Genomic DNA, 20,097 nt, shown 5'->3' with positions numbered 1-20,097 from the left:
CTTCTTGCGGAGGCGGTGTTAGTGAGGCAGTTCGGTTCTTAAGCTACTCAAAGCTGCCTTATTTTTATCTTCTCAGCGTAACATGCCGTGCTGGGGGGCAAATTTGGGGTCGTTTTAAAAAATATATTTTACCAAGGCTATATTATTAAAAGGGGCACAAAGCTTGGTAACGGCTGTAAGCCTTATCTTACTTGCATGAAGTCCCGCTTTTACTCCTTCGTCCTGTTGGCGCTGCTGGCGTGCACCACCAGCACGCCAACCGCTTCTGTTACTCCCGCCAACACGCTGGCAGCGCCGTTGCCAGATTCCGAGCCGAGCCTGATTACGGCGCAGGCCATGGTAGTATCGGCTCACCCGGAGGCGTCGCGCATTGGTCTGGAAGTATTGCAAAAGGGCGGCAATGCTTATGACGCAGCCGTAGCGGTACAGTTTGCGCTGGCAGTGGCTTTACCAACGGCCGGCAACCTTGGCGGCGGCGGCTTCTTTCTGTATCGGGGGAATGAGGGCAGCATAGGCGCCCTGGATTTTCGGGAAATGGCCCCCAGCGCCGCCAGCCGCGATATGTACCTGGACAAGCAAGGCAATGTCATTACGGATCTGAGCACGGCGGGCCACCTGGCGTCGGGGGTTCCGGGCACAGTAGCCGGCATGATAACCGTGCACCAAAAGCTGGGCAAGCTCCCCTGGACCGAGCTGGTGCAGCCCGCCGTAGAGCTGGCTCGCCGCGGCGTGGTGCTCACGAGCAAAGAAGCCGCTGGCCTCAACCGCACCCGGCCGGATTTCATTAAGTATAACCCCAAGCATACGCCCGCCTACGTGCGGCCCGATGGCGATACGCGCCCCTGGCAGGCCAGCGACACCATTCGCTACCCCGACCTGGCGCGCACCCTAGAACGCATTCGTGACAAGGGCTGGGCGGGCTTTTATCAGGGTCAAACGGCCAAGCTCATCGTGGCTGAGATGCAGCGGGGCGGCGGCATTATTACCGAGCAGGATTTGCTGAGGTACCAACCCAAGTGGCGCGCTCCGTTGCGCGGTAGCTACCGGGGCTACGATTTGATTGCAATGCCCCCACCAAGCAGCGGTGGCGTGGCTTTGTTGCAAATGCTGCAAATGCTGGAGCCCTACGATTTGCGCGCCGCCGGCTGGCACTCGCCGCTGGCCGTGCATTATATAACGGAGGCTGAGCGCCGGGTGTATGCCGACCGCGCCACCTACCTCGGCGACCCGGACTTCGGTAAAGTGCCCGTAGCCCAACTCACCGATCCGACTTATGTTAAGAATAGGATGAGTACGCTGGAAAATAACGGCCGGGCCACGCCGTCGTCTGAGGTGCAGGCTGGCGCGGGCCTGCCCGTGTACGAAAGCGACCAAACCACTCACTACAACATCGTGGATGCTATGGGCAACGCGGTATCGTGCACTACTACGCTCAACGGTAGCTACGGCAGCAAAGTGGTAGTGGCTGGCGCGGGCTTTTTGCTGAATAATGAAATGGACGACTTCTCGGTGAAAGCTGGCGCGCCCAACTATTATGGCCTGGTCGGCGGCACTGCCAACGCTATTGAGCCCGGTAAGCGCATGCTTTCGTCTATGACGCCGACAATCGTTACGCAGGGCGGCAAACTGTTTATGGTGGTGGGTACGCCCGGCGGCAGTACTATTATCACCAGTGTGCTTCAAACCATCATCCACGTGCTCGATTATGGCATGACTATGCAGCAAGCGGTATCCGCACCGCGCCTGCATCATCAATGGCTCCCCGACCAGATTGACGCGGAAGAAAACGCCCTCCTCCCCGCCGCCCGCGACACGTTGCAACGGCGTGGTTACAAAATCAATCCGCGTAGTGCCTGGGGCCGCGTAGATGCCATCCGTGTGCTACCCGACGGCCACCTGGAAGGCGGCGCCGATCCAAGGGGCGACGATAAGGCGATGGGTTATTAAGGCGACTAATACTTAGTAGATCATACACTAAAAGAACGTCATGCAGAGCGGCAGCGAAGCATCTCGCGTGCTGATGTTGTGATAGTAAATCAACCAAACACGCGAGATGCTTCGCTCCGCTCTGCATGACGTTCTTACAAGCATAAGCTGATTTATAACCAAAGCAGGAGGTTGATTACATGCTATAAACCAGCATCTAATCAACCCCCTTCTTGTTCTTCTAAATGAGAATTACTTTAACTGGCCGGCCGCACTGCTGAGCATTTGGCCTAACTGCTGTAGCTTATCGGCGGTGGCGCCGTCGGCACCAGCGGCGGCTTTGATGGTATGCTCGCCCAGTTTAGTGAGCGACTGGCTAAGCTGGGAAGTATCCGGCATGGGTAAATCGAGCAGGTCTTTGAGATTTTCCAGCTCGTGGGCTACACCGTTTAATTTAGTATCGGCGCTCACCTTTAGGGTATCGATCCAGCTGTTGATGCTACGAGTAGCACCGTGACGAGCTTCGTGCAGGCCTCCATTAAGCGAATTGAGGGTCGAATCGAGGTGGGCGAGGTTATTTGGGGATGTTGACATAGCAGAGAAAGGCTTTGAAAAAGAGCAGAGAATAAGGATAAAGAAAATCGGACCATGCCATACAGCAACAATCCGATTTCTGGGGGGCAAAATGAGCGCTTAATGAATCTGGCTGGCGGCCGAGCTCAGTGCCTGACCTAGCTGGCGCACTTTTTCTTGTGAGCCTGGATCGGCCGATTCGGCGGCCCGCATGGTATGTTCGCCCAACGTTTTTAATGACTGCTGTACCTGCAAAGTATCGGGCGAGCTGCCCGATAGCGCGTCGTTGAGACGCTCCAACTCGGAGGCAATACCGGAGAGCTGGCCGTTATTGGAGTTCTGCAACGTGCTGATCCAGTTTTGAATATTAGAGCTAGCCTGGGGGCTAATCCGGCAAGGTTGCCGCCTTGCAGAGCTTGAATAGTAGCGTCGAGTTGGGCAGTACCGGTGAATTTGCTTTCTTCTTGCATAACGATTGGGGTTTGGTAGGTGGATAGATGGGCTTACGAGACAGGTTTAGTACAGTTGAGTTTTAGATAGTGCAAAATTATGTCCAAAATACTCATTATCAGATACTTAAAACTAATATTAAGCTTGCTTGTTAAGCACCGAAACGAGCCGCAATAATTCTTCCTCAGTTGCTGTATTATGAATTCCAGGCAGTCTTAAGGGCCACTCTACTATACTCTTAAAGCTTCAAGCCTTCTGTTGCAAAAACAAGCACCACAGGGCACATTATGCGGCTCAATGACCATAGCTTGGAACTAACAATCAGCTGACGTTAAAATCCTTCGAACCCGTAAAAAGAGTCGGTTGCTTCTTCCTAGAGTAGCCGACTCTTTTTCTTGCTTCGGCTAATAGCCCATGACGATACGCCGGAGGCTATTTCACACCGTTGCTTTGGGAAGGAGCTTGCCCGCGGCTACATCCAGTATCTTGCCCCGCAAAGTCCCTACGCTATGCCCCTGCTGTTAAGCCATTGCCTTCTCCTGCTCTTTCTTTCAACCACGCTGAGCCTGCCGGGCTTCGGGCAGCGCGAAGGTGAAGGGCCACCTACCCAGGACCCATTCCAGAAGCCTGCCGCCCCGGCGCGCCCTATTGCGGCGTACCGCTCGCATCAGTACACGGCCGGCCAGCTCAGCATCAGGGCTACCGATGGGGCGACGCTGCGGGTGCGCCCGTGGGCGACGGGTGTGGTGCGCATAGAGTACTTCCCTGCTGGCAGCCCCGTGCAGCCCGATGCGTCGGTGAGTGTGGTCACGCAGCCAAGCGCTGGTCTGGCAACGGGTGTTCGTGAAACCAGCCGAAGTCTGGAGGTCGGGTTAGCCGAAAACCTGCGGGTGGCAGTCAGCAAGAGTCCGCTGCGGGTGCACCTGCTGCGAGGCCCCGATACGGTGGCGACGGAGGCCTGGGGGCTTTTCAGCGCGGCGCAACTACCTCATCCTCAAATGAAACAGGCGTGAGCTTCCGGCTGCGGCCCGGCGAGCAGCTTTATGGCACCGGTGCCCGGGCCTTGCCGCTTGACCGCCGGGGCCGCCGCCTGGAGCTGTACAACCAAGCCCGCTACGCCTATCAGAACGGTACCGAAAACCTCAATTTAACGCTGCCAGTTGTGGTGTCGAGCCGGGGCTATGCGGTGTTCATTGACAACCACACGGCTGGCTACCTCGATCTGGGCGCAACCAATAAGAGCGTGCTGGAATACGGTGGCGAAGGCCTGCGCAACCTGGGCTACTTCCTCGTAACCGGCGACTCATACGCCACTATTCTGGACCGCTACACGGCGCTTACCGGCCGTCAGCCGCTGCCTCCGCGCTGGGCATTGGGCCTGATTCAGAGTCGCTTTGGCTACCGCTCCCAGGCCGAAACCGAAGCCGTGGCCCAACGCATGCGCCGCGAAGGGTTTCCGCTGGATGCGTTGGTGCTGGACCTGTACTGGTTTGGCACTACCAAAGACCAGGGCAACCTCGATTGGAACTACCCGAAATTCCCGAAGCCCGCCGCAATGATGCGCAATCTGGATTCGGTGGGCGTCAAGACCATCCTGATTTCGGAGCCGTACGTGATGCGCGCTTCCCGCAACGACTCCGTTGTGCGCACCCAGGGCCTGGTTGGCACCGACTCGGTGGGGCGTCCGTTCACGGTGGCTTCCTTCTGGGCCGGGCCGGCGTCGTTGCTCGATATGTTTAAGCCCAGCGCCCGCCAGTGGCTGTGGTCGTACTACAAAAAGCGCAAAACCGAAGGCGTGGGCGGCTGGTGGAGTGACTTAGGCGAGCCCGAAAATCACCCCGTGGAGATGCACCACGTCACCGGCCCCACGCGCCAGGTGCATAATGCTTATGGGCAGGCGTGGGCCAGCATTCTTGCCGAGAAATACGCCCAGGAATATCCACAGGAGCGATTATTCAACCTGGCGCGCTCCGGGTGGGCGGGCATGCAGCGCAATAGCGTGTTTCCCTGGTCGGGCGATATCAACCGGTCGTGGTCGGGCTTCCAGGCCCAGATTCCCATTATGCTAGGCGTGAGCATGGGCGGCGTGGGCTACATGCATTCCGATGCCGGCGGCTTCTGCGTGGGGCCCATCGACCCGGAACTGTACACCCGCTGGCTGCAAATGGCCTCGCTTTGCCCGATCATGCGCCCCCACGGCGAAGGCGTTCCGCCCGAGCCTTACTATTACCCGGAGCCCTACAAAAGCATCGTGCGCAATGCCGCCCGCCAGCGCTACGAGCTGCTTCCCTATCTCTACACTCTGGCCTGGCAGAATGCCCAGACCGGCGCGCCGCTCGCCCGCCCGATGAACTACGAGGCAGCTCCGGGGCTGGATAATGAGCAGCTGGGCAACGTGAACGACCAGTATTTGCTTGGGCCAAACCTGTTGGTGGCGCCCGTAGTGCAGCCAGGGCAGCGCCGCCGCAACGTGCTGCTGCCCGTCGGCAACTGGATTGATTTTCACTCCCATGAAACCCTGGCTGGGGGGAAAATAGCAGGGCGTAGTGCCCCGTTGGAGCGGGTGCCACTTCTGGTGAAGGCCGGTGCTTTTCTGCCGCTGGCACCCTACGTCAACACCACGGCCCGCTACCACACCGATACCCTGCGCGTGCGCTTTTATGCTGATTACGGCGTTCCTGAATCCAGCTTTACGCTTTATGAAGATGACGGAAAATCAGCGCAGGCAATGGATGGGGGGCAATTTCAGCTACTTTCTTTTGCGGGCACAACGGCCGCCAACCAAACCGAGATTCAGGTAAGTGCCAGTGGCCAGGGCTACGCCAAAATGCCCCCCAGCCGCGTTATCGAGCTTCTGATTCCGCGCGTAGCTGCCGCCCCTACCGCTGTGCTCGTAGCCGGACAGCCCGCCCCGCCGATACCTGGCGCTACGATACTACCGAACAAGCTTTGCATGTGCGTGTTCGCTTTCAAAATCAGCCGCTTACCGTTGCTATTCAGGGCCTTCGCCTGAACAGTGCTTCTACTGCCGCCGCTCCCGAAACGTTAACGCTGACGGCCCCCAGCGACCGGGTGTTTGGCGGCCGCACTACCCTCCACTATACGCTGCACACGCCCGGCCAGCACACATTGCGCATCCGCGATGCCCAAGGCCAGGTAGTGCGCACTTTCCAGTCATCCACCGAAATGGGTCCTCACGAGCTGCCCTGGAATGCTGAAGACCAAAACGGTCGTTCCCTGCCCAGCGGCGTGTATACGGCCGAAATGCTAGGTCAGCATCAGCGCTTGGTGCTGGTGCGCCCCGACTAACACTTGGTGCTGGGACAACTGCCTCACTGACTTTTAGCCTTCTGGTTTCTTGCTTTTCCTACCCTACTCGCTTTCCAACGTAAACCGAAAGCATTTCTAACCTGGCTTATTTAAGCAAAACACCATCTATTATCATGAACAAGCGTCAACTAGGTAACTCTTCGCTCTCTATAGCTCCTCTCGTATTAGGCGGCAACGTATTCGGCTGGACCGCTGACGAGGCTACTTCTTTCGCCGTGCTCGACGCCTTTGTGGCGGGGGCGGCAATGCCATTGACACCGCCGACGGCTACTCCGTGTGGGTGCCCGGCCATGTGGGGGGCGAATCCGAAACTATTATTGGTAAATGGCTGAAGCAGCGCGGCCGCCGCGACGACGTGGTTATTGCCACCAAAGTAGGCTGGGAAGTGAATGCGGAGAACAAAGGCTTGGCCAAGAACTATATTCTGCGGGCCGTGGAAGGCTCGCTCAAACGCCTCCAAACTGATTACATCGACCTATATCAGTCGCACAAAGACGACCTGACCGTGCCGGTAGAGGAAACGCTGGAAGCCTATGCTCAACTGGTGAAGGAAGGCAAGGTGCGCGTGATTGGTGCCTCCAACTTTTCGGCGGCACGGCTGCGCGAATCGTTGCAGGCCAGCAAGCAGCACGGCTTCCCCCGCTACGAGTCGTTGCAGCCTCTTTACAACCTCTACGACCGCACCGAGTTTGAGCAGGAGCTGCTGCCGTTGTGCCGAGAGCACAACGTAGGCGTCATTCCGTATTACGGCCTTGCCTCAGGGTTCCTGACGGGCAAATACCGCTCGGAAACTGACCTCAAGAAAAGCGCCCGCGGTGGTGGCGTTGGCCAGAAGTATCTGAACGAGAAAGGCCTATCTATTCTGGCAGCTCTTGATGCGGCCAGCGCCCGCCTGCACGCGACGCCCGCCCAAGTAGCCCTGGCCTGGATTATGGCCCAGCCCGGCCTCACCGCGCCTATTGCCAGCGCCACCAGCGTAACGCAAGTAGAAGAGCTGCTGAAAGCCACCGATCTACAGCTTGATGCAGAGGCGCTGGAGCAGCTGCAAGATGCCAGCGTAGCAGCCTAGCTCCAGCAGCAGAATCCGGCTTGCTCTTCGGATGTATCGATAAAAAAAGCCCCCAGAAACCTGTATAAAGGTGTACTGGGGGGCTTTTTTATGAGCAGGCAACTTTTACTTACCTGAGTAATTGTAGGGCACATAATTCTCCCAGCGCCAGGGCGTGGCGGTATCGCCGAGTATCTTTTCCAGCAGCTCCTTGAACAGCTTATCCGCGTTGGAGCTGTTGCTCATGATAACCAGGCCCTTCTTCTGGTCACTAAACGCTACGCTGTGGTTTTCCCATCCGTCGTCGTGGCCTTCCTTGAAATAAGCAGGACCATACGGCGACTCAAACACGCCCCAGCCCAGCCCATAAGCCAGCTTAATCGCCTTGTTCTCGTCGGTGGCTACGGTGGCTAGCGGGCCAAACTGCGCCTTGAACGGAATAGCTACCTGCGCCCGCACCATCTCCTGCTTCGCCTTGGGAGTGAGGTCTTTGCCTTGCATCACGGCGGCCATAAAGGTTGCGTAGTCGGTGATGGTTGTTTCCATGGAGCCGGCCGCTTGTGCTTCATCGCGCTTTTCCTTGGGCACCGCCTTGCCATCCTCCATATAGCCAATGGCGTGGCTCAGCTCGAAAGCCGGCTGCCAGATATAGCTGGTGCGCGTCATCTTAAGAGGCTTAAACACTCGCTCCTCGCTTAGCTGAAGCAGGCCCTTTCGAGTAATTTTCTCCACCACCACTTGCAGTAGTTGGATGCCTTCGCCGGAGTACCAGTATTTGGTGCCGGGCGCAAACTTAAACCGCAGCTTCTCATCGGGTTCAAACCAGCGCCAGTTGGGGAAGCCGGTGGTGTGGGTGAGGGCCATACGCGCGGTAATTTGCTTCCAGCGCTCATCAGTAGCGAGGTCCTGATAACCTTTTATTTCGGGCAGGAGCTTGCCAAGATATTGATACAGTGGCTTATCCAGATCCAGGGCACCTTCCTGCACCAGTTGCATTACCAGGTAGGCAAACACAGCTTTACTGAAAGACGCGGCATACATGGCCGTCTGCGGTTCCAAAGGCAAACGCTTCTGCACGTTGCGATAGCCGAACGTTTTCACGTATTGCACCTTATTATCTTCCAGAACAGCCAATGCCAAGCCCGGCACCTGAGCCGAATCCATGAGTGCGAGCACCAATCGCTCTATTTCCGGCACGGATATACGACTACCATCAAGCCGCTCAATAGTAGCTTTCTGAGCCTGAGCGGCCGGAGCCATCGGTAGCACCAGCGTAAAGGCGAGCAGCAGCTTCCATAGTCGTAGGATCGTGTGCATGGGCATACTGATTAGTTGTACTCACCTATATTTTACGATATCAAATCATACACTACATGGGGAAAGTTAAGCATCTTTGGCTGTCCTGAAAAAGCCCCCCATGCGCCACACCCCCTACTATCTCTTCGTTCTTCTCACCTTTTTGGGCTGCGCCAAAACGCCTTCCCAAACCGCGCAGCAAACCACCCAGACCCAAACCGACCTCTACTTCCCCGCCGCCGGCGACGCCTGGCAGCGCAAAGAAGCCGCACAGGCAGGCATGGATGCGGCCTTGCTGGAACAGGCTGTAGCCTTTGCCAAGCAGCAGGAAACCACCCAGATGAAGCCCGACTTCTCCACCCAAAAGGAGATTTTTGGCGAGCCTCTTGGCCCATTGCCCCCCAGCCGGGCCGCCACCAATGGCCTTATTCTGCGTCATGGCTACATCGTGGCGGAGTGGGGCGATACCAAAGCCGCTGACCCCACTTACAGCGTGGCCAAAAGCGTGCTATCGACTATTGTGGGGCTTTCAGTAGAGAAGGGCATTATCAAAGATGTGCGCGACCCGGTGGCCAATTACATCAAAGACGGCAGCTACGCCTCCGAGCAGAACCGGTCCATTACCTGGGAGCATCACCTGCGCCAGACCAGCGAGTGGGCCGGCGCGCTGTGGGGCAAAAACGTCAATTTTATTGGCAAGGAAGCCTTTGGACAAGGCGAACGGAAGCCCCGCGCCCTCCAGCCGCCCGGCACATACTACGAGTACAACGATGTGCGCATCAATCGCATGGCGCTGTCCTTGTTGCAGCTTTGGCGCAAGCCGCTGCCGGACGTATTTCGGGATGAAATCATGACTCCTATCGGGGCATCCGACACCTGGAAATGGGTTCCTTATCGCAATTCTATCGTCGAAATTGATGGTAAGGTGATGCCTTCCGTGAGCGGCGGCACGCGCTGGGGGGCGGCCTCTGGATCAGCACCCGCGACGAGGCCCGCTTTGGCTACCTCATGCTGCGCCAGGGTCGCTGGGGGGCAAAACAGCTCGTGCCGGCCAGCTGGATAAAGCAGGCCACTACCCGCGGCCCCGTCGGCCCCGACTATGGCTATTTGTGGTGGCTGAATACGGAGCAGAAAGCCTGGCCGAGCGCCCCAGCCACTAGCTACGCCGCTCTCGGGGCCGGCTCCAACACCATCTGGATTGACCCTGAGCATGATATCGTCGTTGTATGGCGCTGGCACGATGGCAAACCCGATGAGCTGATCAAGCGGATACTGGCGGCGGTACGGGAGTAAGCTTTGCTATATAGCGTTTGCAAAACGCTCCCGTATGGCAGACCACGCCCCTACCATTACAGTAGAGCTTGCCCTCTGGGGGGCTTCTCAGCCATTATCCTGTTTCAATCCCCTTTTATGTCTGGATCTGCTTCCTCCACCGCCTCCCTCGACATCCCAGCGTTGTCAATGAGTCGCCGAATCAAAAATACAGGCTTAGTACTGGTTGGTATTCTGTCTGCCGGCTTTGGGCTAAAGGGTTTTTTGCTTTCCAGTCATTTCATCGATGGCGGCGTCACGGGGGTTTCTATGCTGCTCTCATCCACTTTGGGCATTCCGCTATCCTGGCTGCTCATCATCATAAACATTCCGTTTCTGCTGCTGGGCTACCGCCAGATAGGGGTAGCATTCGCGATTAAAAGCGCCATAGCTATTGCTGGACTGGCGTTGTGCCTGGCCGTGGTGCCCTACCCCGATGTCACCCCCGATTTCTTCCTGACTTCGGTATTTGGGGGAGTGTTTATTGGCGCGGGCATTGGCCTGGCCATGCGCGGCGGGGCGGTGCTCGATGGCACGGAGGTGGCTGCGCTCCTCATCAGCAAGCGCAGCTCCCTGCTCAAGGTCAGCGACGTTATTCTGCTGCTCAACATCGTAATTTTTGGCATTGCCGCTTTTATTCTGGGCGTGCAGGTGGCGCTGTACTCTATTCTAACCTATGTATCAGCTTCCAAGGCGCTTGATTTTGTGCTCAATGGCATAGAGCAATACACAGGCGTTACCATTATTTCGGCCCAAAGTGAAGCCATCCGGCAGGCCGTTACTACCAATCTGGGGCGGGGCGTAACCATCTATCAGGGCAAGCGCGGCTTCGGTAATCGGGGAGTACAGACCTGGAAATGGATATCCTGTTTACCGTGGTCACGCGCCTTGAGCTTCCTGCTCTCCGCGCCGAGATACGTCGCCTCGACCCGCAAGCCTTTGTTGTTCAGCACCATATAGATGATGCGGAAGGTGGCATGGTCAAAAAGCGCCCGTTTCATTAAAAGAAGCGAGAAAAAGTCAGGTGGGCGGCACCTGTAGCTCAACAATAAGTTGCACTACTTCGTTAGCGCAGAAGCCTTTATCTGCCTCTATGCTATTTCTTGCTGCCCCTGTTGAGCCCTTCGACTGGAACCGTATTTTTTTGTCCGAGGACGCGCCGCCTCTCTTTTTGCTAGAAATAGCCTTTCGCTGCGTACTTACTTACCTATTCATTATTGGCGCTCTGCGCGTTACGGGTCGGCGCGGCGTACGGCAGCTTTCCCTCTTTGAGCTGAGCATTATTCTGGCGCTGGGTTCGGCCGCCGGCGATGCCATGTTCTACGAAGATGTGCCCATTCTGCACGTGCTCGTGGTATTCTTGGTGGTGTCGGGCCTTTATCTGTTCTTCAACCGTCTGACCGAGCGGTATCCTGGCTTTAGCGACTGGCTGGAAGGCGCTCCTGTGCTCTTGGTGGAAAATGGTGAAATTCGCTTAGAGAATTTCAACAAGCAGAATCTAACCCAGAAAGAGCTTTTCGGCGAAATGCGCCAACTCCAGGTCGAGCATCTGGGCCAGGTTCGGCGCGCTTACATTGAAGCCACCGGCGACATTAGCCTCTACTTTTATGAAGACCAAGACGTGCGGCCCGGCTTGCCCATCTGGCCCGAGCGAGTAGCCGACACGCGCCGCCGGGCCCAAGAAGCCGGTTTTCATGCCTGCGCCCAGTGTGCTCATGTGCAGGAGTTGGCCCGTGGCGAAGCAACCAAGTGTATCGTCTGCCAGCACGACGCCTGGGTGCCCGCTTGCGCCACGCGCCGGATTGCATAAGAAGTTTTTGCGGCTCCCTTTACTTCATGTGGTATTATTGCGGCGTCACAGTCAAGCTGCTGTAGTCATTGGCTTTGTCTATTCTTAGAAATTATAGATTGCTGTGGCCAGTCCTCAACTTGGCTTTAAGCGCCATTTAGTTACATCTACAGCGCTAATTTGCCCCCCAATATGTCCAGCGTAACCCAGCCTCTGCCCTACCTTATCATCGACTTCGACAGCACCTTTACCCAGGTCGAAGGGCTGGATGAGCTGGCGGATATTGCCCTCCAGCATCATCCCGAACGCGAAAAAATCGTGGGGCAGATTCGGGCCCTTACGGATCGGGGGATGAGTGGGGAACTGAACTTCTCGGAGTCGCTAAAGCAGCGCCTGGCGCTGCTGGAGGCGCGGCGCGAGCATCTGCCCTTGCTGGTGGCCCAGCTCAAAACCAAAGTTTCGGACAGCATCGTGCGCAACCGCAGCTTTTTTGAGCGGTTTCGGGGCCGCATATACATTGTGAGCAGCGGCTTTCGCGAGTTTATTGAGCCCGTAGTAGCCGATTTCGACATCGCGCCCGAATTCGTGCTGGCCAATACCTTCACTTACGACGCTGGGGGGCAAATTACAGGCTTCGACCCCGATAACGTGCTCAGCCGCGACGGGGGCAAAATCGAGCAGCTCCGGCAGCTCGATCTGGCCGGCGATGTGTACGTGCTCGGCGACGGCTACACCGATTATCAGATGCGCGAAGCCGGCCTCGCCAACCGATTCTACGCTTTCACCGAAAACGTGGCCCGCGCCGCCGTAGTAGCCCAGGCCGACGAAGTCATCCCGTCCTTCGACGAGTTTCTCTACCAAAATAAGCTTCCCATGACGCTCAGCTACCCCAAAAACCGCATCAGCGTACTCCTGCTCGAAAACCCCGACGCCCGCGCCGCCGAGCTGTTCCGCCAGGAAGGCTACCAGGTGGAAAGCGTGCCCGGCGGCCTCGACGAAGATGAACTGGTAGAGCGCATTGCCGGCGTCAGCATCCTCGGAATCCGGTCCAAAACGCAGGTTACGCCCCGCGTGCTGGAAGCCGCCAACCGCCTGATTGCCGTGGGGGCATTTTGCATCGGCACCAACCAAATTGACTTAGTAGGCTGCATGAAAAAGGGCGTGGCTGTGTTCAACGCCCCTTTCTCTAACACCCGCTCCGTTGTGGAGCTGGCTTTGGGCGAAATCATCGTGCTGGCCCGCCGTATTCCTGACAAGAACCCAAAGATGCACCAGGGCGAGTGGGACAAATCGGCCCGCGGCAGCTTCGAGATTCGGGGCAAAAAGCTGGGTATTGTGGGCTACGGCAACATCGGCAGCCAGCTTTCGGTGGTGGCCGAAGCGGTGGGCATGCAGGTGCTTTATTATGACATAGCCGAAAAGCTTCAGCTCGGAAACGCCGTCAAGTGCCGCACCTTGCAGGAGCTTTTGCAGCAAGCCGACGTTGTGACGCTGCACGTAGATGGCCGCGCCGAGAACAAGAACCTCATTGGCGCCGAGGAATTCGCTTTGATGAAGCCGGGGGCCATTTTTCTCAACCTCAGCCGCGGCCACATCGTGGATATTCCGGCCCTGGCCGACGCCGTCCGCAGCGGCCACCTGGGCGGCGCCAGCATCGACGTGTTTCCTTACGAGCCCAAAACCAACCACGAAATCTTCGAAAGCGAGCTGCGCGGCTTGCCCAACGTGCTGCTCACGCCCCACATCGGCGGCAGTACGGCCGAAGCGCAGCGCAACATCGCCGAGTTTGTGCCCGAGCGCATCATGGGCTACGTGAATACTGGCAACACCCAACAAAGCGTGAATCTGCCTAATATACAACTGCCTGTGCAACAGGCGCATCGTCTTATTCACCTGCACGCCAACGTGCCCGGCGTACTGGCCAGCATCAACAATCTATTGGCGGATCATCAGGTCAATATTCTCGGTCAATACCTCAAAACCAACGAGCACATCGGCTACGTGATTACTGATATTGACAAGGAATATGCGCCGGAGGTAATTGGAGCCTTGCGCAAGGTGGAGCACACGATTAAGTTTCGGGTGCTGTATTAAAGTAACATAGCCAACTTCAGCTACTACTCAGGCAGATTCTCTAAGTCTCGCAGATCCTGGGGGCGCCCGGTGGCCCGCTTGGTTTGCCGCAGAGCAGCTAGGCTGATATGCTGTACTGGCACACCAGCGAAAGTTAATTCCAGGCTTCCATTAAGGCAATCCTCTAAACTTACTCCCAACAGTTGTGTCATCAGATCAATCCACACGCCATTGGAAGCAAAGGAAATGAAGTTAGGAACCGTCGTAAAATCCGTTTCCTCAAACTCGCCGTCAGTATAGCCAAAACGCTCAAGGGCCTGAACAACCCGGCGGGCATTGGCAGTTGAAGGCCGCACCAATATGTCCAGATCGCCGGTGGTGCGCGGAAAACCGTGGGCAATGACGGCGTAGCCCCCCACTACCACGTACTCAACGCCGATCTCTTGGAATAGGCGTAGTAGATTTAAGTACTCGTCTTCCATGTTGGTGGGGGGCAAAATCAAGCGACGAATTGGCCGGATTGGCCGCGTAAATAGCCCGCGCCTGCCGGTTCAGCTTTACGGCCAGCGCCACTCGCTCGTATGGCGTCAGCGACCAGAAATAGCGGCGCTGGGCTTCCTCCGCCTCGGCCTTGCTGCGGGTTTTGATAATGGGCTGCATAGAGGTAAAAATATATAATACCTGTAGAACGGCGTGGGGCCACACCTTTTTTGTCGTGGCACCACTATCGTTGCAGACGTTGCTTGCGTAGCGGAAGTTGAAATAGCGGCTGCGGTTTCAGTAAAAAAGCGCCCCAGCCGTCTTGTTCAACGATAGTGGTACCACCCGGCCAGGCTGGTGAGCGCGTTGCAACGCGCTCCTACATCCGCTCGCGCACTTCTTTCAATACCCGCTCCATTTCATGGCGCACCACAGTCGTCTCTGCCACGTGGTTATTGTTCATAAAACTGACAGCCAACAGCTTACCTTTCCTCGTTTTGAGGTAGCCACATACGTTGTGGTTGTTGCTGAGCGTGCCGGTCTTGCCCCAAAACCACGGCCCGGCCTTGTCGCGGTACACGCGGCGCAGCGTACCGTGGCCACCACCAGCCGCCAGCAGGCTCATTAAGCGGGGCTCCGGCACTTCCTGGTGCAGCTTGAGCAGCAAAGCTGATAGCGTGCGGGGCGTAATCAGGTTTTTGCGGGAAAGGCCAGAGCCATCTACCCAGTGTGGGGCGTCGGGCAGATCTTGCAAATACTGTGTGCTGACAGCCTTGATAACACTTTGGGTGCTCAAAGAATCGGCGCGCAGGCGCGCGGAGCACATAAGCAGCAGCTGCTCCGCCAAAAGATTGTCGCTGACTTGCAGCATCCGCCGGTACAGCGAATCAACGGGCAAGCCCGCTAGCGTACGTACGGCTTCCTGCGGGCGCACAGGTCGCCAGGAGGCATTTAGCACGGGCCGGCGCAAGGTGTCCTGCAACAGCTGAAGCACCAGCTGCGAGCTTGGGCGAAACGGTGTTTCGTCTATCCATTTCTTGGGCGAAGTGAAGTAAACGAAGCGGTTGTCGGTTAGCTCACGGCGCACATGGTCGTCGGCGGGATGCGGAAAACCGGCCGGGGCTTCTTTCACTACCGGATTGAAAAAACGAGGCCGCACGGACGGCCGCCGGTTTGGGCCAGCATAGAAGCGAATCACATTGCCATATACCGGAAATGCCGAGCGCTCGGGCTGGTAGTAGTAGTTGTAATCGTCCCAGCTCCAGCCGGGCCCAAAGGCGGCCTCGGTCATCGGAATTTCCCGATAGAAAAGCTTCTCGGGCCGGTTTTGCAGAAAGTCAAACGCTTTCCGCGAGGGCACATCGCCGTGCAGTAGCGTGGGGTCGCCGGTACCCCAGAACAGCAGGGAGTCGCCGCGCACAACGTAGCGCAGGCTGGGCAGAGAATCGCCCAACAGGTGCAGACCAGCATAAAAGCTGAAGAGCTTCATGTTGCTGGCCGGAGTGAAATAGCGGTCAGCATTCAGCTCGTACAGCTTTTCGCCCGAGGCGACTTCGGTAATCGAAATACCCACCTGATGCTGGCGCAGCACCACCGATTCGGCAATCATTTTATTCAGCCAGCGCGGCCCTTTGCCGCGGTTAGAACTCATCTCGGCCTCCTCATCGTCGCTCGAAACCCCGTAGCGCGGCGCGGCGGCGCTTAGAGGCAGCAGCAGCAAAATCAAGAAGGCGAGCAAACGGGAGTACGGCAGCATTGCTAGAGAGTTATTACCGCAATATGCACAAAATAATGCCGTAAATGAAGCGCTAGGGGCTTTTTCGCAATGATTCTGCACTTTATTCCAGGCTTGAAGAGTTGCAGGAGTGTAGCGCGAACCCAAGGACGGCAGAGCCAAGCTTGGCCCTACAAACAACGATTTGCTGAGCATCTGACGGGCTTAGCGCAAAAAAGCTTCGTGGCCCCGGATATTCCCGCTAACTTTGTTTCCCGTTATGCCAGACCGAAATACCTCCTCCCCGACTGCAACGGCCAAGTACATCTTTGTCACCGGCGGGGTGACCTCCTCCCTGGGCAAGGGCATCATTTCTGCCTCCCTCGCCAAGCTCCTGCAGGCCCGCGGCTTCCGCGTCACCATCCAGAAGTTCGACCCCTACATCAACATCGACCCCGGCACGCTCAACCCTTATGAGCACGGCGAATGCTTTGTGACGGATGATGGGGCCGAAACCGACCTCGACCTGGGTCACTACGAGCGCTTCCTGAACACGCCCACGTCGCAGGCCAACAACGTGACCACGGGCCGCATCTACAACCATGTAATCAGCAAGGAGCGCGAGGGTGCTTACCTGGGCAAAACCGTGCAGGTGGTGCCCCACATCACCGACGAGATTAAGCGGCGCATGCTGCTGCTGGGCCAAGGCGACGAATTTGACGTCATCATCACCGAAATCGGGGGCTGCATTGGTGACATTGAAAGCCTGCCATTTGTGGAGGCCGTACGCCAGTTGCGTTGGGAATTGCCCCCCAATGATTCGCTGGTAATTCACCTCACGCTGCTGCCCTATCTGAAGGCGGCCGGTGAGCTAAAAACCAAGCCTACGCAGCACTCAGTGCGCGATTTGCGCGAGGCCGGCTTGCAGCCTGATATTCTGGTGTGCCGCTCTGAGCACCCGATTCCGCTGGAGATGCGTCGCAAAATAGCGCTCTTCTGTAATGTCCAAATCAACTCGGTTATTGAAAGCCTAGACGCCGATAGCATTTACTCCGTGCCCCTGCTCATGCGCAAGGAGCAACTCGATGAGCGAGTAATTAAACGCCTAAAGCTTACAGGCGGCGCCCAGCAGCCCGATTTGGAAGTGTGGAAGGACTTTTTGGGCCGACTAAAAAACCCAACCGAGGAAGTGACCATTGCCTTGGTTGGCAAATACGTAGAGTTGCCCGACGCCTACAAGTCTATTAACGAGTCATTCGTGCACGCTGGTGCTCAAAACGAGTGCAAAGTGACCCTGCGCAGCATTCAGTCGGAGCATATTACGCCCGAAAACGTTGGGCAGCTCTTGCAAGGCGTCGATGGCGTGCTGGTAGCGCCAGGCTTCGGCGAGCGGGGCTTTGAGGGCAAAGTGTGCGCGGTGCGCTACGTCCGCGAGAACAACATTCCTTTCTTCGGTATCTGCCTGGGTATGCAGGTGGCCATGGTAGAGTTTGCGCGCCACGTGCTGAACCTGCCCAACGCCAACTCTACCGAAATGGACCCCTTGACGCCCACTCCCGTCATTGCCATGATGGAGGAGCAAAAGAATATCACGCAGAAAGGCGGTACCATGCGCCTCGGCGCCTACGACTGCGACCTGCGCCGCGGCTCCAAAGCAGCCAAAGCCTATGGTCGTAACCACATCAGTGAGCGCCACCGGCACCGCTACGAGTTCAACAACGAGTATCTACAGCAATTTGAAGCTGCTGGCATGGTGGCTTCCGGCGTTAATCCCGGCACTGGCTTGGTGGAAGTGATAGAGCTGAACGGCCACCCGTGGTTTGTGGCCGGGCAATTTCACCCCGAGCTGAAAAGCACCGTTGAGAACCCGCATCCTTTATTTGTGCGCTTCGTGCGGGCTGCCATTCAGCACCACAAGAATGAGCTGTAACTAATTGATTAAGAACAAGGAGAGGAATTTGGTTGAGTTCATGTTACTACTCAGCCAGGTTCCTCTCCTTGCTTGTAACAACAGGGCAGTTTCCCTGTCACCTCGTCCGATTTTTCTACTTCTGCATAAAATAAGCTGCCACTACCGACCTTTGCAGCAGCGTTGCCGAATTATTGCTCACAAGCGTCGCGCGCTGGGGGCATTTTTCCCGGCTATTTCCTTAGTACCGAACACCTTCGCATTTATTTCCCCTTCAATGGACAAGAACTCAGCAACCGGCCTGTTTTTGATTTCGGCCTTGCTCCTCATCTATCTGTTTTTCTTCGCGCCGAAGTCGGAGCCGGAAAAAGCCCCCGCTAAGCCCACCACTGCCGCTGCTACCGCCCCGGCTCAGTCGGCAGATACAGCGGCCGCCGCTACACCTGCTCCCCTCGACTCGGCCGCGCAGGCGCAGGCATTCGGCGCTTTCGCCACCGCAGCACAAGGCACCGCCCAGGATGTGCAGTTGAGCAACGAAGACTTGTCAGTAACTTTTTCGACCAAAGGCGGGCAGGTGCAAGCCGTACGCCTGAACAAGTACAAGACCTTCTTCGGTCAGCCCTTCGATTTGCTGGATAAGGAAAGCGCTAAGATTGATACCCGCTTTCGAATTACCGACGGCCGCACAGTACGCTTTTCAGACCTGTACTTTCAGCCAAGCGCACCTCAGCCTACTGCCGATGCCAACCGCCCAGGCCAGCGTCTAACCTTCACCGCCGCTGTGGCTGGGGGCAAATTGAGCAGATATACACGCTGTATAACGACAACTATCAGCTGGCCTACGAGATGCGCTTCACGGGCCTGGGCAACGTCATTGCCCAGGAGCCGATCACGCTCACCTTCCTGGACCGCGTCCGCCAGACGGAGCAAGACCGCGCCCAGAACCGCAACCACACCACCATCAACCATTACTTGGCTAACGACGACGATGGCTCGCTGGCCGAGGCCAGCGAAGACCCTGAGGAAATCGTTATCAACGAGCCCGTGAAGTGGGCCGCGCATAAGCACGATTTCTTCGTGGCGGGCCTGATTGCCGAAAACCAGTTCAGCACCGGCAAATTCAACTCGACGGTGCCCGCCGCTGCCGATTCGACCAACAAGTTCATCAAAACGTTAAGCACTACGCTTACGATTCCGGCCGCCGATGTGCTGGGGGCAAAGGTCAGTTCCGCTACTATTTTGGCCCTAACTCCTTCCAGATTCTGAAGGAAGTGGCGCCCGGCTTTGACCGCAACGTGTACCTGGGCTGGGGTATTTTCCGCTGGATGAACCGCTTCATCGTGATTCCAGTGTTCCATTTCCTGGAGCAGTTTATCAGCAGCTACGGTATTATCATTGCGCTGTTGGTGCTGCTTATTAAGCTGGTTACCTGGCCATTGACGTACAAAACCTACGTGTCGCAGGCGCGCATGAAGGTGCTGAAGCCGGAGCTGGACGAGATTAAGGAGAAGTACGGCGACGACCAGGCCAAAGTGCAGAGCGAAACCATGAAGCTCTACACGTCTATGGGCGTGAGCCCGCTCAGCGGCTGCATTCCCACTCTGCTCACGCTGCCCATTCTGTTTGCCATGTTCAACTTCTTCCCAAACTCAATTGAGCTGCGGCAAGAGGCGTTTTTGTGGGCCAAAGACCTGAGTAGCTATGACGTATTTGCGACGTTGCCCTTCGCCATTCCTTATTATGGCAGCCACATCAGTATGTTTACGCTATTGATGACAGCTTCCACCCTGCTGATGACCTGGCAAAGCAACCAGCTCAACACCGCCATGCAGGGCCCCATGAAGTTCTATAGCTACCTGATGCCGCTGATTTTCCTGTTCGTGTTGAACAGCTTCGCGGCCGGCCTCACTTGGTACTACTTCGTTTCCAACGTCATCACCTTTGGCCAGCAAGCCCTTACCCGCCGCTTCGTGGACGAAACCAAGCTGCGGGCTCAGCTTGAAGCCAACAAGGTGAAGAACAAGGACAAAAAGCCCGGCGGCTTCCAGGCCCGCCTCGCCGAAGCCATGAAAACCGCTCAGGAGCGCGAAGCCGAAGCCCGCAAGCAGGGTCCAGCAAAGTCGAAGAACAAGTAAAGTAAGCTATAGCATTATATAAAAAGCCCCCAGAATAGTTCTGGGGGCTTTTTTGTGAAGGCT

The 20,097-nt window shown here is 56.8% G+C and carries 20 protein-coding genes and 2 pseudogenes; 16 read left to right on the top strand and 6 right to left on the bottom strand.

The window, feature by feature from the left end; all coding sequences use genetic code 11:
* Window positions 1-195: 195 nt before the first annotated feature.
* Window positions 196-1,947, top strand: a complete 1,752-nt coding sequence (gene ggt / locus H9L05_RS12570) for a gamma-glutamyltransferase (protein ID WP_187731274.1) — start codon at window positions 196-198, stop codon at window positions 1,945-1,947.
* A gap of 231 nt (window positions 1,948-2,178) precedes the next feature.
* Here ggt and H9L05_RS12565 read toward each other — a convergent pair whose 3' ends face one another.
* Together H9L05_RS12565 and H9L05_RS12560 are read right to left on the bottom strand one after the other, a co-directional pair.
* Window positions 2,179-2,520, bottom strand: coding sequence for a hypothetical protein (locus tag H9L05_RS12565; RefSeq protein WP_187731273.1), 342 nt, complete (start codon window positions 2,518-2,520; stop codon window positions 2,179-2,181).
* Window positions 2,521-2,619: 99 nt separating this feature from the next.
* Window positions 2,620-2,844, bottom strand: coding sequence for a hypothetical protein (locus H9L05_RS12560; RefSeq protein ID WP_187731272.1), 225 nt, complete (start codon window positions 2,842-2,844; stop codon window positions 2,620-2,622).
* A 614-nt stretch (window positions 2,845-3,458) separates the two neighbouring features.
* Here H9L05_RS12560 and H9L05_RS12555 point away from each other — a divergent pair.
* The 5 genes from H9L05_RS12555 (at window position 3,459) to H9L05_RS12540 (ending at window position 7,348) form a co-directional block, all read left to right on the top strand.
* Window positions 3,459-3,962 carry a hypothetical protein gene (locus tag H9L05_RS12555; protein ID WP_187731271.1) on the top strand — a complete coding sequence of 168 codons (504 nt, stop codon included), beginning with the start codon at window positions 3,459-3,461 and terminating at the stop codon, window positions 3,960-3,962.
* A complete protein-coding gene (locus H9L05_RS12550) occupies window positions 3,959-5,962 on the top strand; it encodes a TIM-barrel domain-containing protein (RefSeq protein WP_187731270.1) in 2,004 nt (667 codons plus the stop codon). Before H9L05_RS12555 ends, H9L05_RS12550 begins: the two co-directional genes overlap by 4 nt.
* Window positions 5,905-6,258, top strand: a complete 354-nt coding sequence (locus tag H9L05_RS12545) for a FlgD immunoglobulin-like domain containing protein (RefSeq protein WP_187731269.1) — start codon at window positions 5,905-5,907, stop codon at window positions 6,256-6,258. The genes H9L05_RS12550 and H9L05_RS12545 overlap by 58 nt, the downstream gene beginning before the upstream one ends.
* A 134-nt stretch (window positions 6,259-6,392) precedes the next feature.
* A complete protein-coding gene (locus H9L05_RS23655; protein WP_223284400.1) occupies window positions 6,393-6,611 on the top strand; it encodes a hypothetical protein in 219 nt (72 codons plus the stop codon).
* Entirely contained in the window at window positions 6,560-7,348 is a 789-nt protein-coding gene (locus tag H9L05_RS12540) for an aldo/keto reductase (protein ID WP_262892523.1), read from the top strand. Before H9L05_RS23655 ends, H9L05_RS12540 begins: the two co-directional genes overlap by 52 nt.
* 105 nt (window positions 7,349-7,453) lie before the next feature.
* On the opposite strand, the gene H9L05_RS12535 is transcribed toward H9L05_RS12540, so the two are convergent.
* Window positions 7,454-8,644, bottom strand: a complete 1,191-nt coding sequence (locus H9L05_RS12535; RefSeq protein WP_223284399.1) for a serine hydrolase domain-containing protein — start codon at window positions 8,642-8,644, stop codon at window positions 7,454-7,456.
* A 100-nt stretch (window positions 8,645-8,744) separates the two neighbouring features.
* Between H9L05_RS12535 and H9L05_RS12530 the strand changes: the two genes are divergently transcribed.
* The 6 genes and pseudogenes from H9L05_RS12530 (at window position 8,745) to serA (ending at window position 13,817) form a co-directional block, all read left to right on the top strand.
* Complete coding sequence (locus H9L05_RS12530; RefSeq protein WP_223284398.1) at window positions 8,745-9,686, top strand: serine hydrolase domain-containing protein; 942 nt, start codon at window positions 8,745-8,747, stop codon at window positions 9,684-9,686.
* Window positions 9,632-9,916, top strand: a complete 285-nt coding sequence (locus H9L05_RS23650) for a serine hydrolase domain-containing protein (protein ID WP_223284397.1) — start codon at window positions 9,632-9,634, stop codon at window positions 9,914-9,916. Before H9L05_RS12530 ends, H9L05_RS23650 begins: the two co-directional genes overlap by 55 nt.
* A 117-nt stretch (window positions 9,917-10,033) precedes the next feature.
* A pseudogene (locus tag H9L05_RS12525) lies at window positions 10,034-10,654 on the top strand (YitT family protein); the annotation flags it as partial.
* Window positions 10,655-10,791: 137 nt separating this feature from the next.
* The gene (locus H9L05_RS26880; RefSeq protein WP_394368427.1) at window positions 10,792-10,938 is read left to right on the top strand and encodes a DUF2179 domain-containing protein; all 147 of its coding nucleotides are present in this window, start codon (window positions 10,792-10,794) and stop codon (window positions 10,936-10,938) included.
* Window positions 10,939-11,027: 89 nt separating this feature from the next.
* Window positions 11,028-11,744 carry a DUF421 domain-containing protein gene (locus H9L05_RS12520; RefSeq protein ID WP_187731268.1) on the top strand — a complete coding sequence of 239 codons (717 nt, stop codon included), beginning with the start codon at window positions 11,028-11,030 and terminating at the stop codon, window positions 11,742-11,744.
* A 171-nt stretch (window positions 11,745-11,915) separates the two neighbouring features.
* A complete protein-coding gene (serA, locus tag H9L05_RS12515) occupies window positions 11,916-13,817 on the top strand; it encodes a phosphoglycerate dehydrogenase (protein WP_187731267.1) in 1,902 nt (633 codons plus the stop codon).
* A 23-nt stretch (window positions 13,818-13,840) separates the two neighbouring features.
* Here serA and H9L05_RS12510 read toward each other — a convergent pair whose 3' ends face one another.
* From H9L05_RS12510 to H9L05_RS12500, 3 genes are all read right to left on the bottom strand, one after another.
* On the bottom strand, window positions 13,841-14,278 hold the full coding sequence (locus tag H9L05_RS12510; RefSeq protein ID WP_187731266.1) for a nucleotidyltransferase: 438 nt from the start codon (window positions 14,276-14,278) through the stop codon (window positions 13,841-13,843).
* On the bottom strand, window positions 14,226-14,456 hold the full coding sequence (locus H9L05_RS12505) for a hypothetical protein (RefSeq protein ID WP_187731265.1): 231 nt from the start codon (window positions 14,454-14,456) through the stop codon (window positions 14,226-14,228). Before H9L05_RS12505 ends, H9L05_RS12510 begins: the two co-directional genes overlap by 53 nt.
* 199 nt (window positions 14,457-14,655) lie before the next feature.
* On the bottom strand, window positions 14,656-16,032 hold the full coding sequence (locus H9L05_RS12500) for a D-alanyl-D-alanine carboxypeptidase/D-alanyl-D-alanine-endopeptidase (protein WP_187731264.1): 1,377 nt from the start codon (window positions 16,030-16,032) through the stop codon (window positions 14,656-14,658).
* Window positions 16,033-16,270: 238 nt separating this feature from the next.
* Between H9L05_RS12500 and H9L05_RS12495 the strand changes: the two genes are divergently transcribed.
* The 4 genes and pseudogenes from H9L05_RS12495 (at window position 16,271) to yidC (ending at window position 20,034) form a co-directional block, all read left to right on the top strand.
* Entirely contained in the window at window positions 16,271-17,920 is a 1,650-nt protein-coding gene (locus H9L05_RS12495; protein WP_187731263.1) for a CTP synthase, read from the top strand.
* 40 nt (window positions 17,921-17,960) lie between these two features.
* Window positions 17,961-18,632: pseudogene (locus tag H9L05_RS23645) on the top strand (hypothetical protein); the annotation flags it as partial.
* A gap of 113 nt (window positions 18,633-18,745) precedes the next feature.
* Window positions 18,746-19,165 (top strand): hypothetical protein, encoded by a 420-nt coding sequence (locus H9L05_RS23640; protein ID WP_223285002.1) that lies wholly within the window; start codon window positions 18,746-18,748, stop codon window positions 19,163-19,165.
* Entirely contained in the window at window positions 19,159-20,034 is an 876-nt protein-coding gene (yidC, locus tag H9L05_RS23635; RefSeq protein ID WP_223284948.1) for a membrane protein insertase YidC, read from the top strand. The genes H9L05_RS23640 and yidC overlap by 7 nt, the downstream gene beginning before the upstream one ends.
* Window positions 20,035-20,097: the final 63 nt, after the last annotated feature.

The organism is Hymenobacter qilianensis (assembly GCF_014489555.1).
GTDB classification, from domain to species: domain Bacteria; phylum Bacteroidota; class Bacteroidia; order Cytophagales; family Hymenobacteraceae; genus Hymenobacter; species Hymenobacter qilianensis.
Note: the sequence above shows the minus strand (reverse complement) of the source record. Positions and strands in the feature narration are given on the sequence as shown.

Bases quoted from the DNA above. Each gene is read 5' to 3' on its own strand.
- H9L05_RS12535 (WP_223284399.1), bottom strand. From the start codon at position 8,644: ATGCACACGATCCTACGACTATGGAAGCTGCTGCTCGCCTTTACGCTG.
- H9L05_RS23640 (WP_223285002.1), top strand. From the start codon at position 18,746: ATGCGCTTCACGGGCCTGGGCAACGTCATTGCCCAGGAGCCGATCACG.
- H9L05_RS12520 (WP_187731268.1), top strand. From the start codon at position 11,028: ATGCTATTTCTTGCTGCCCCTGTTGAGCCCTTCGACTGGAACCGTATT.
- serA (WP_187731267.1), top strand. From the start codon at position 11,916: ATGTCCAGCGTAACCCAGCCTCTGCCCTACCTTATCATCGACTTCGAC.
- H9L05_RS23655 (WP_223284400.1), top strand. From the start codon at position 6,393: ATGAACAAGCGTCAACTAGGTAACTCTTCGCTCTCTATAGCTCCTCTC.
- H9L05_RS12495 (WP_187731263.1), top strand. From the start codon at position 16,271: ATGCCAGACCGAAATACCTCCTCCCCGACTGCAACGGCCAAGTACATC.
- H9L05_RS12530 (WP_223284398.1), top strand. From the start codon at position 8,745: ATGCGCCACACCCCCTACTATCTCTTCGTTCTTCTCACCTTTTTGGGC.
- ggt (WP_187731274.1), top strand. From the start codon at position 196: ATGAAGTCCCGCTTTTACTCCTTCGTCCTGTTGGCGCTGCTGGCGTGC.
- H9L05_RS23650 (WP_223284397.1), top strand. From the start codon at position 9,632: ATGCTGCGCCAGGGTCGCTGGGGGGCAAAACAGCTCGTGCCGGCCAGC.
- H9L05_RS26880 (WP_394368427.1), top strand. From the start codon at position 10,792: ATGGATATCCTGTTTACCGTGGTCACGCGCCTTGAGCTTCCTGCTCTC.
- H9L05_RS12555 (WP_187731271.1), top strand. From the start codon at position 3,459: ATGCCCCTGCTGTTAAGCCATTGCCTTCTCCTGCTCTTTCTTTCAACC.
- H9L05_RS12510 (WP_187731266.1), bottom strand. From the start codon at position 14,278: ATGGAAGACGAGTACTTAAATCTACTACGCCTATTCCAAGAGATCGGC.
- H9L05_RS12505 (WP_187731265.1), bottom strand. From the start codon at position 14,456: ATGCAGCCCATTATCAAAACCCGCAGCAAGGCCGAGGCGGAGGAAGCC.
- H9L05_RS12565 (WP_187731273.1), bottom strand. From the start codon at position 2,520: ATGTCAACATCCCCAAATAACCTCGCCCACCTCGATTCGACCCTCAAT.
- H9L05_RS12500 (WP_187731264.1), bottom strand. From the start codon at position 16,032: ATGCTGCCGTACTCCCGTTTGCTCGCCTTCTTGATTTTGCTGCTGCTG.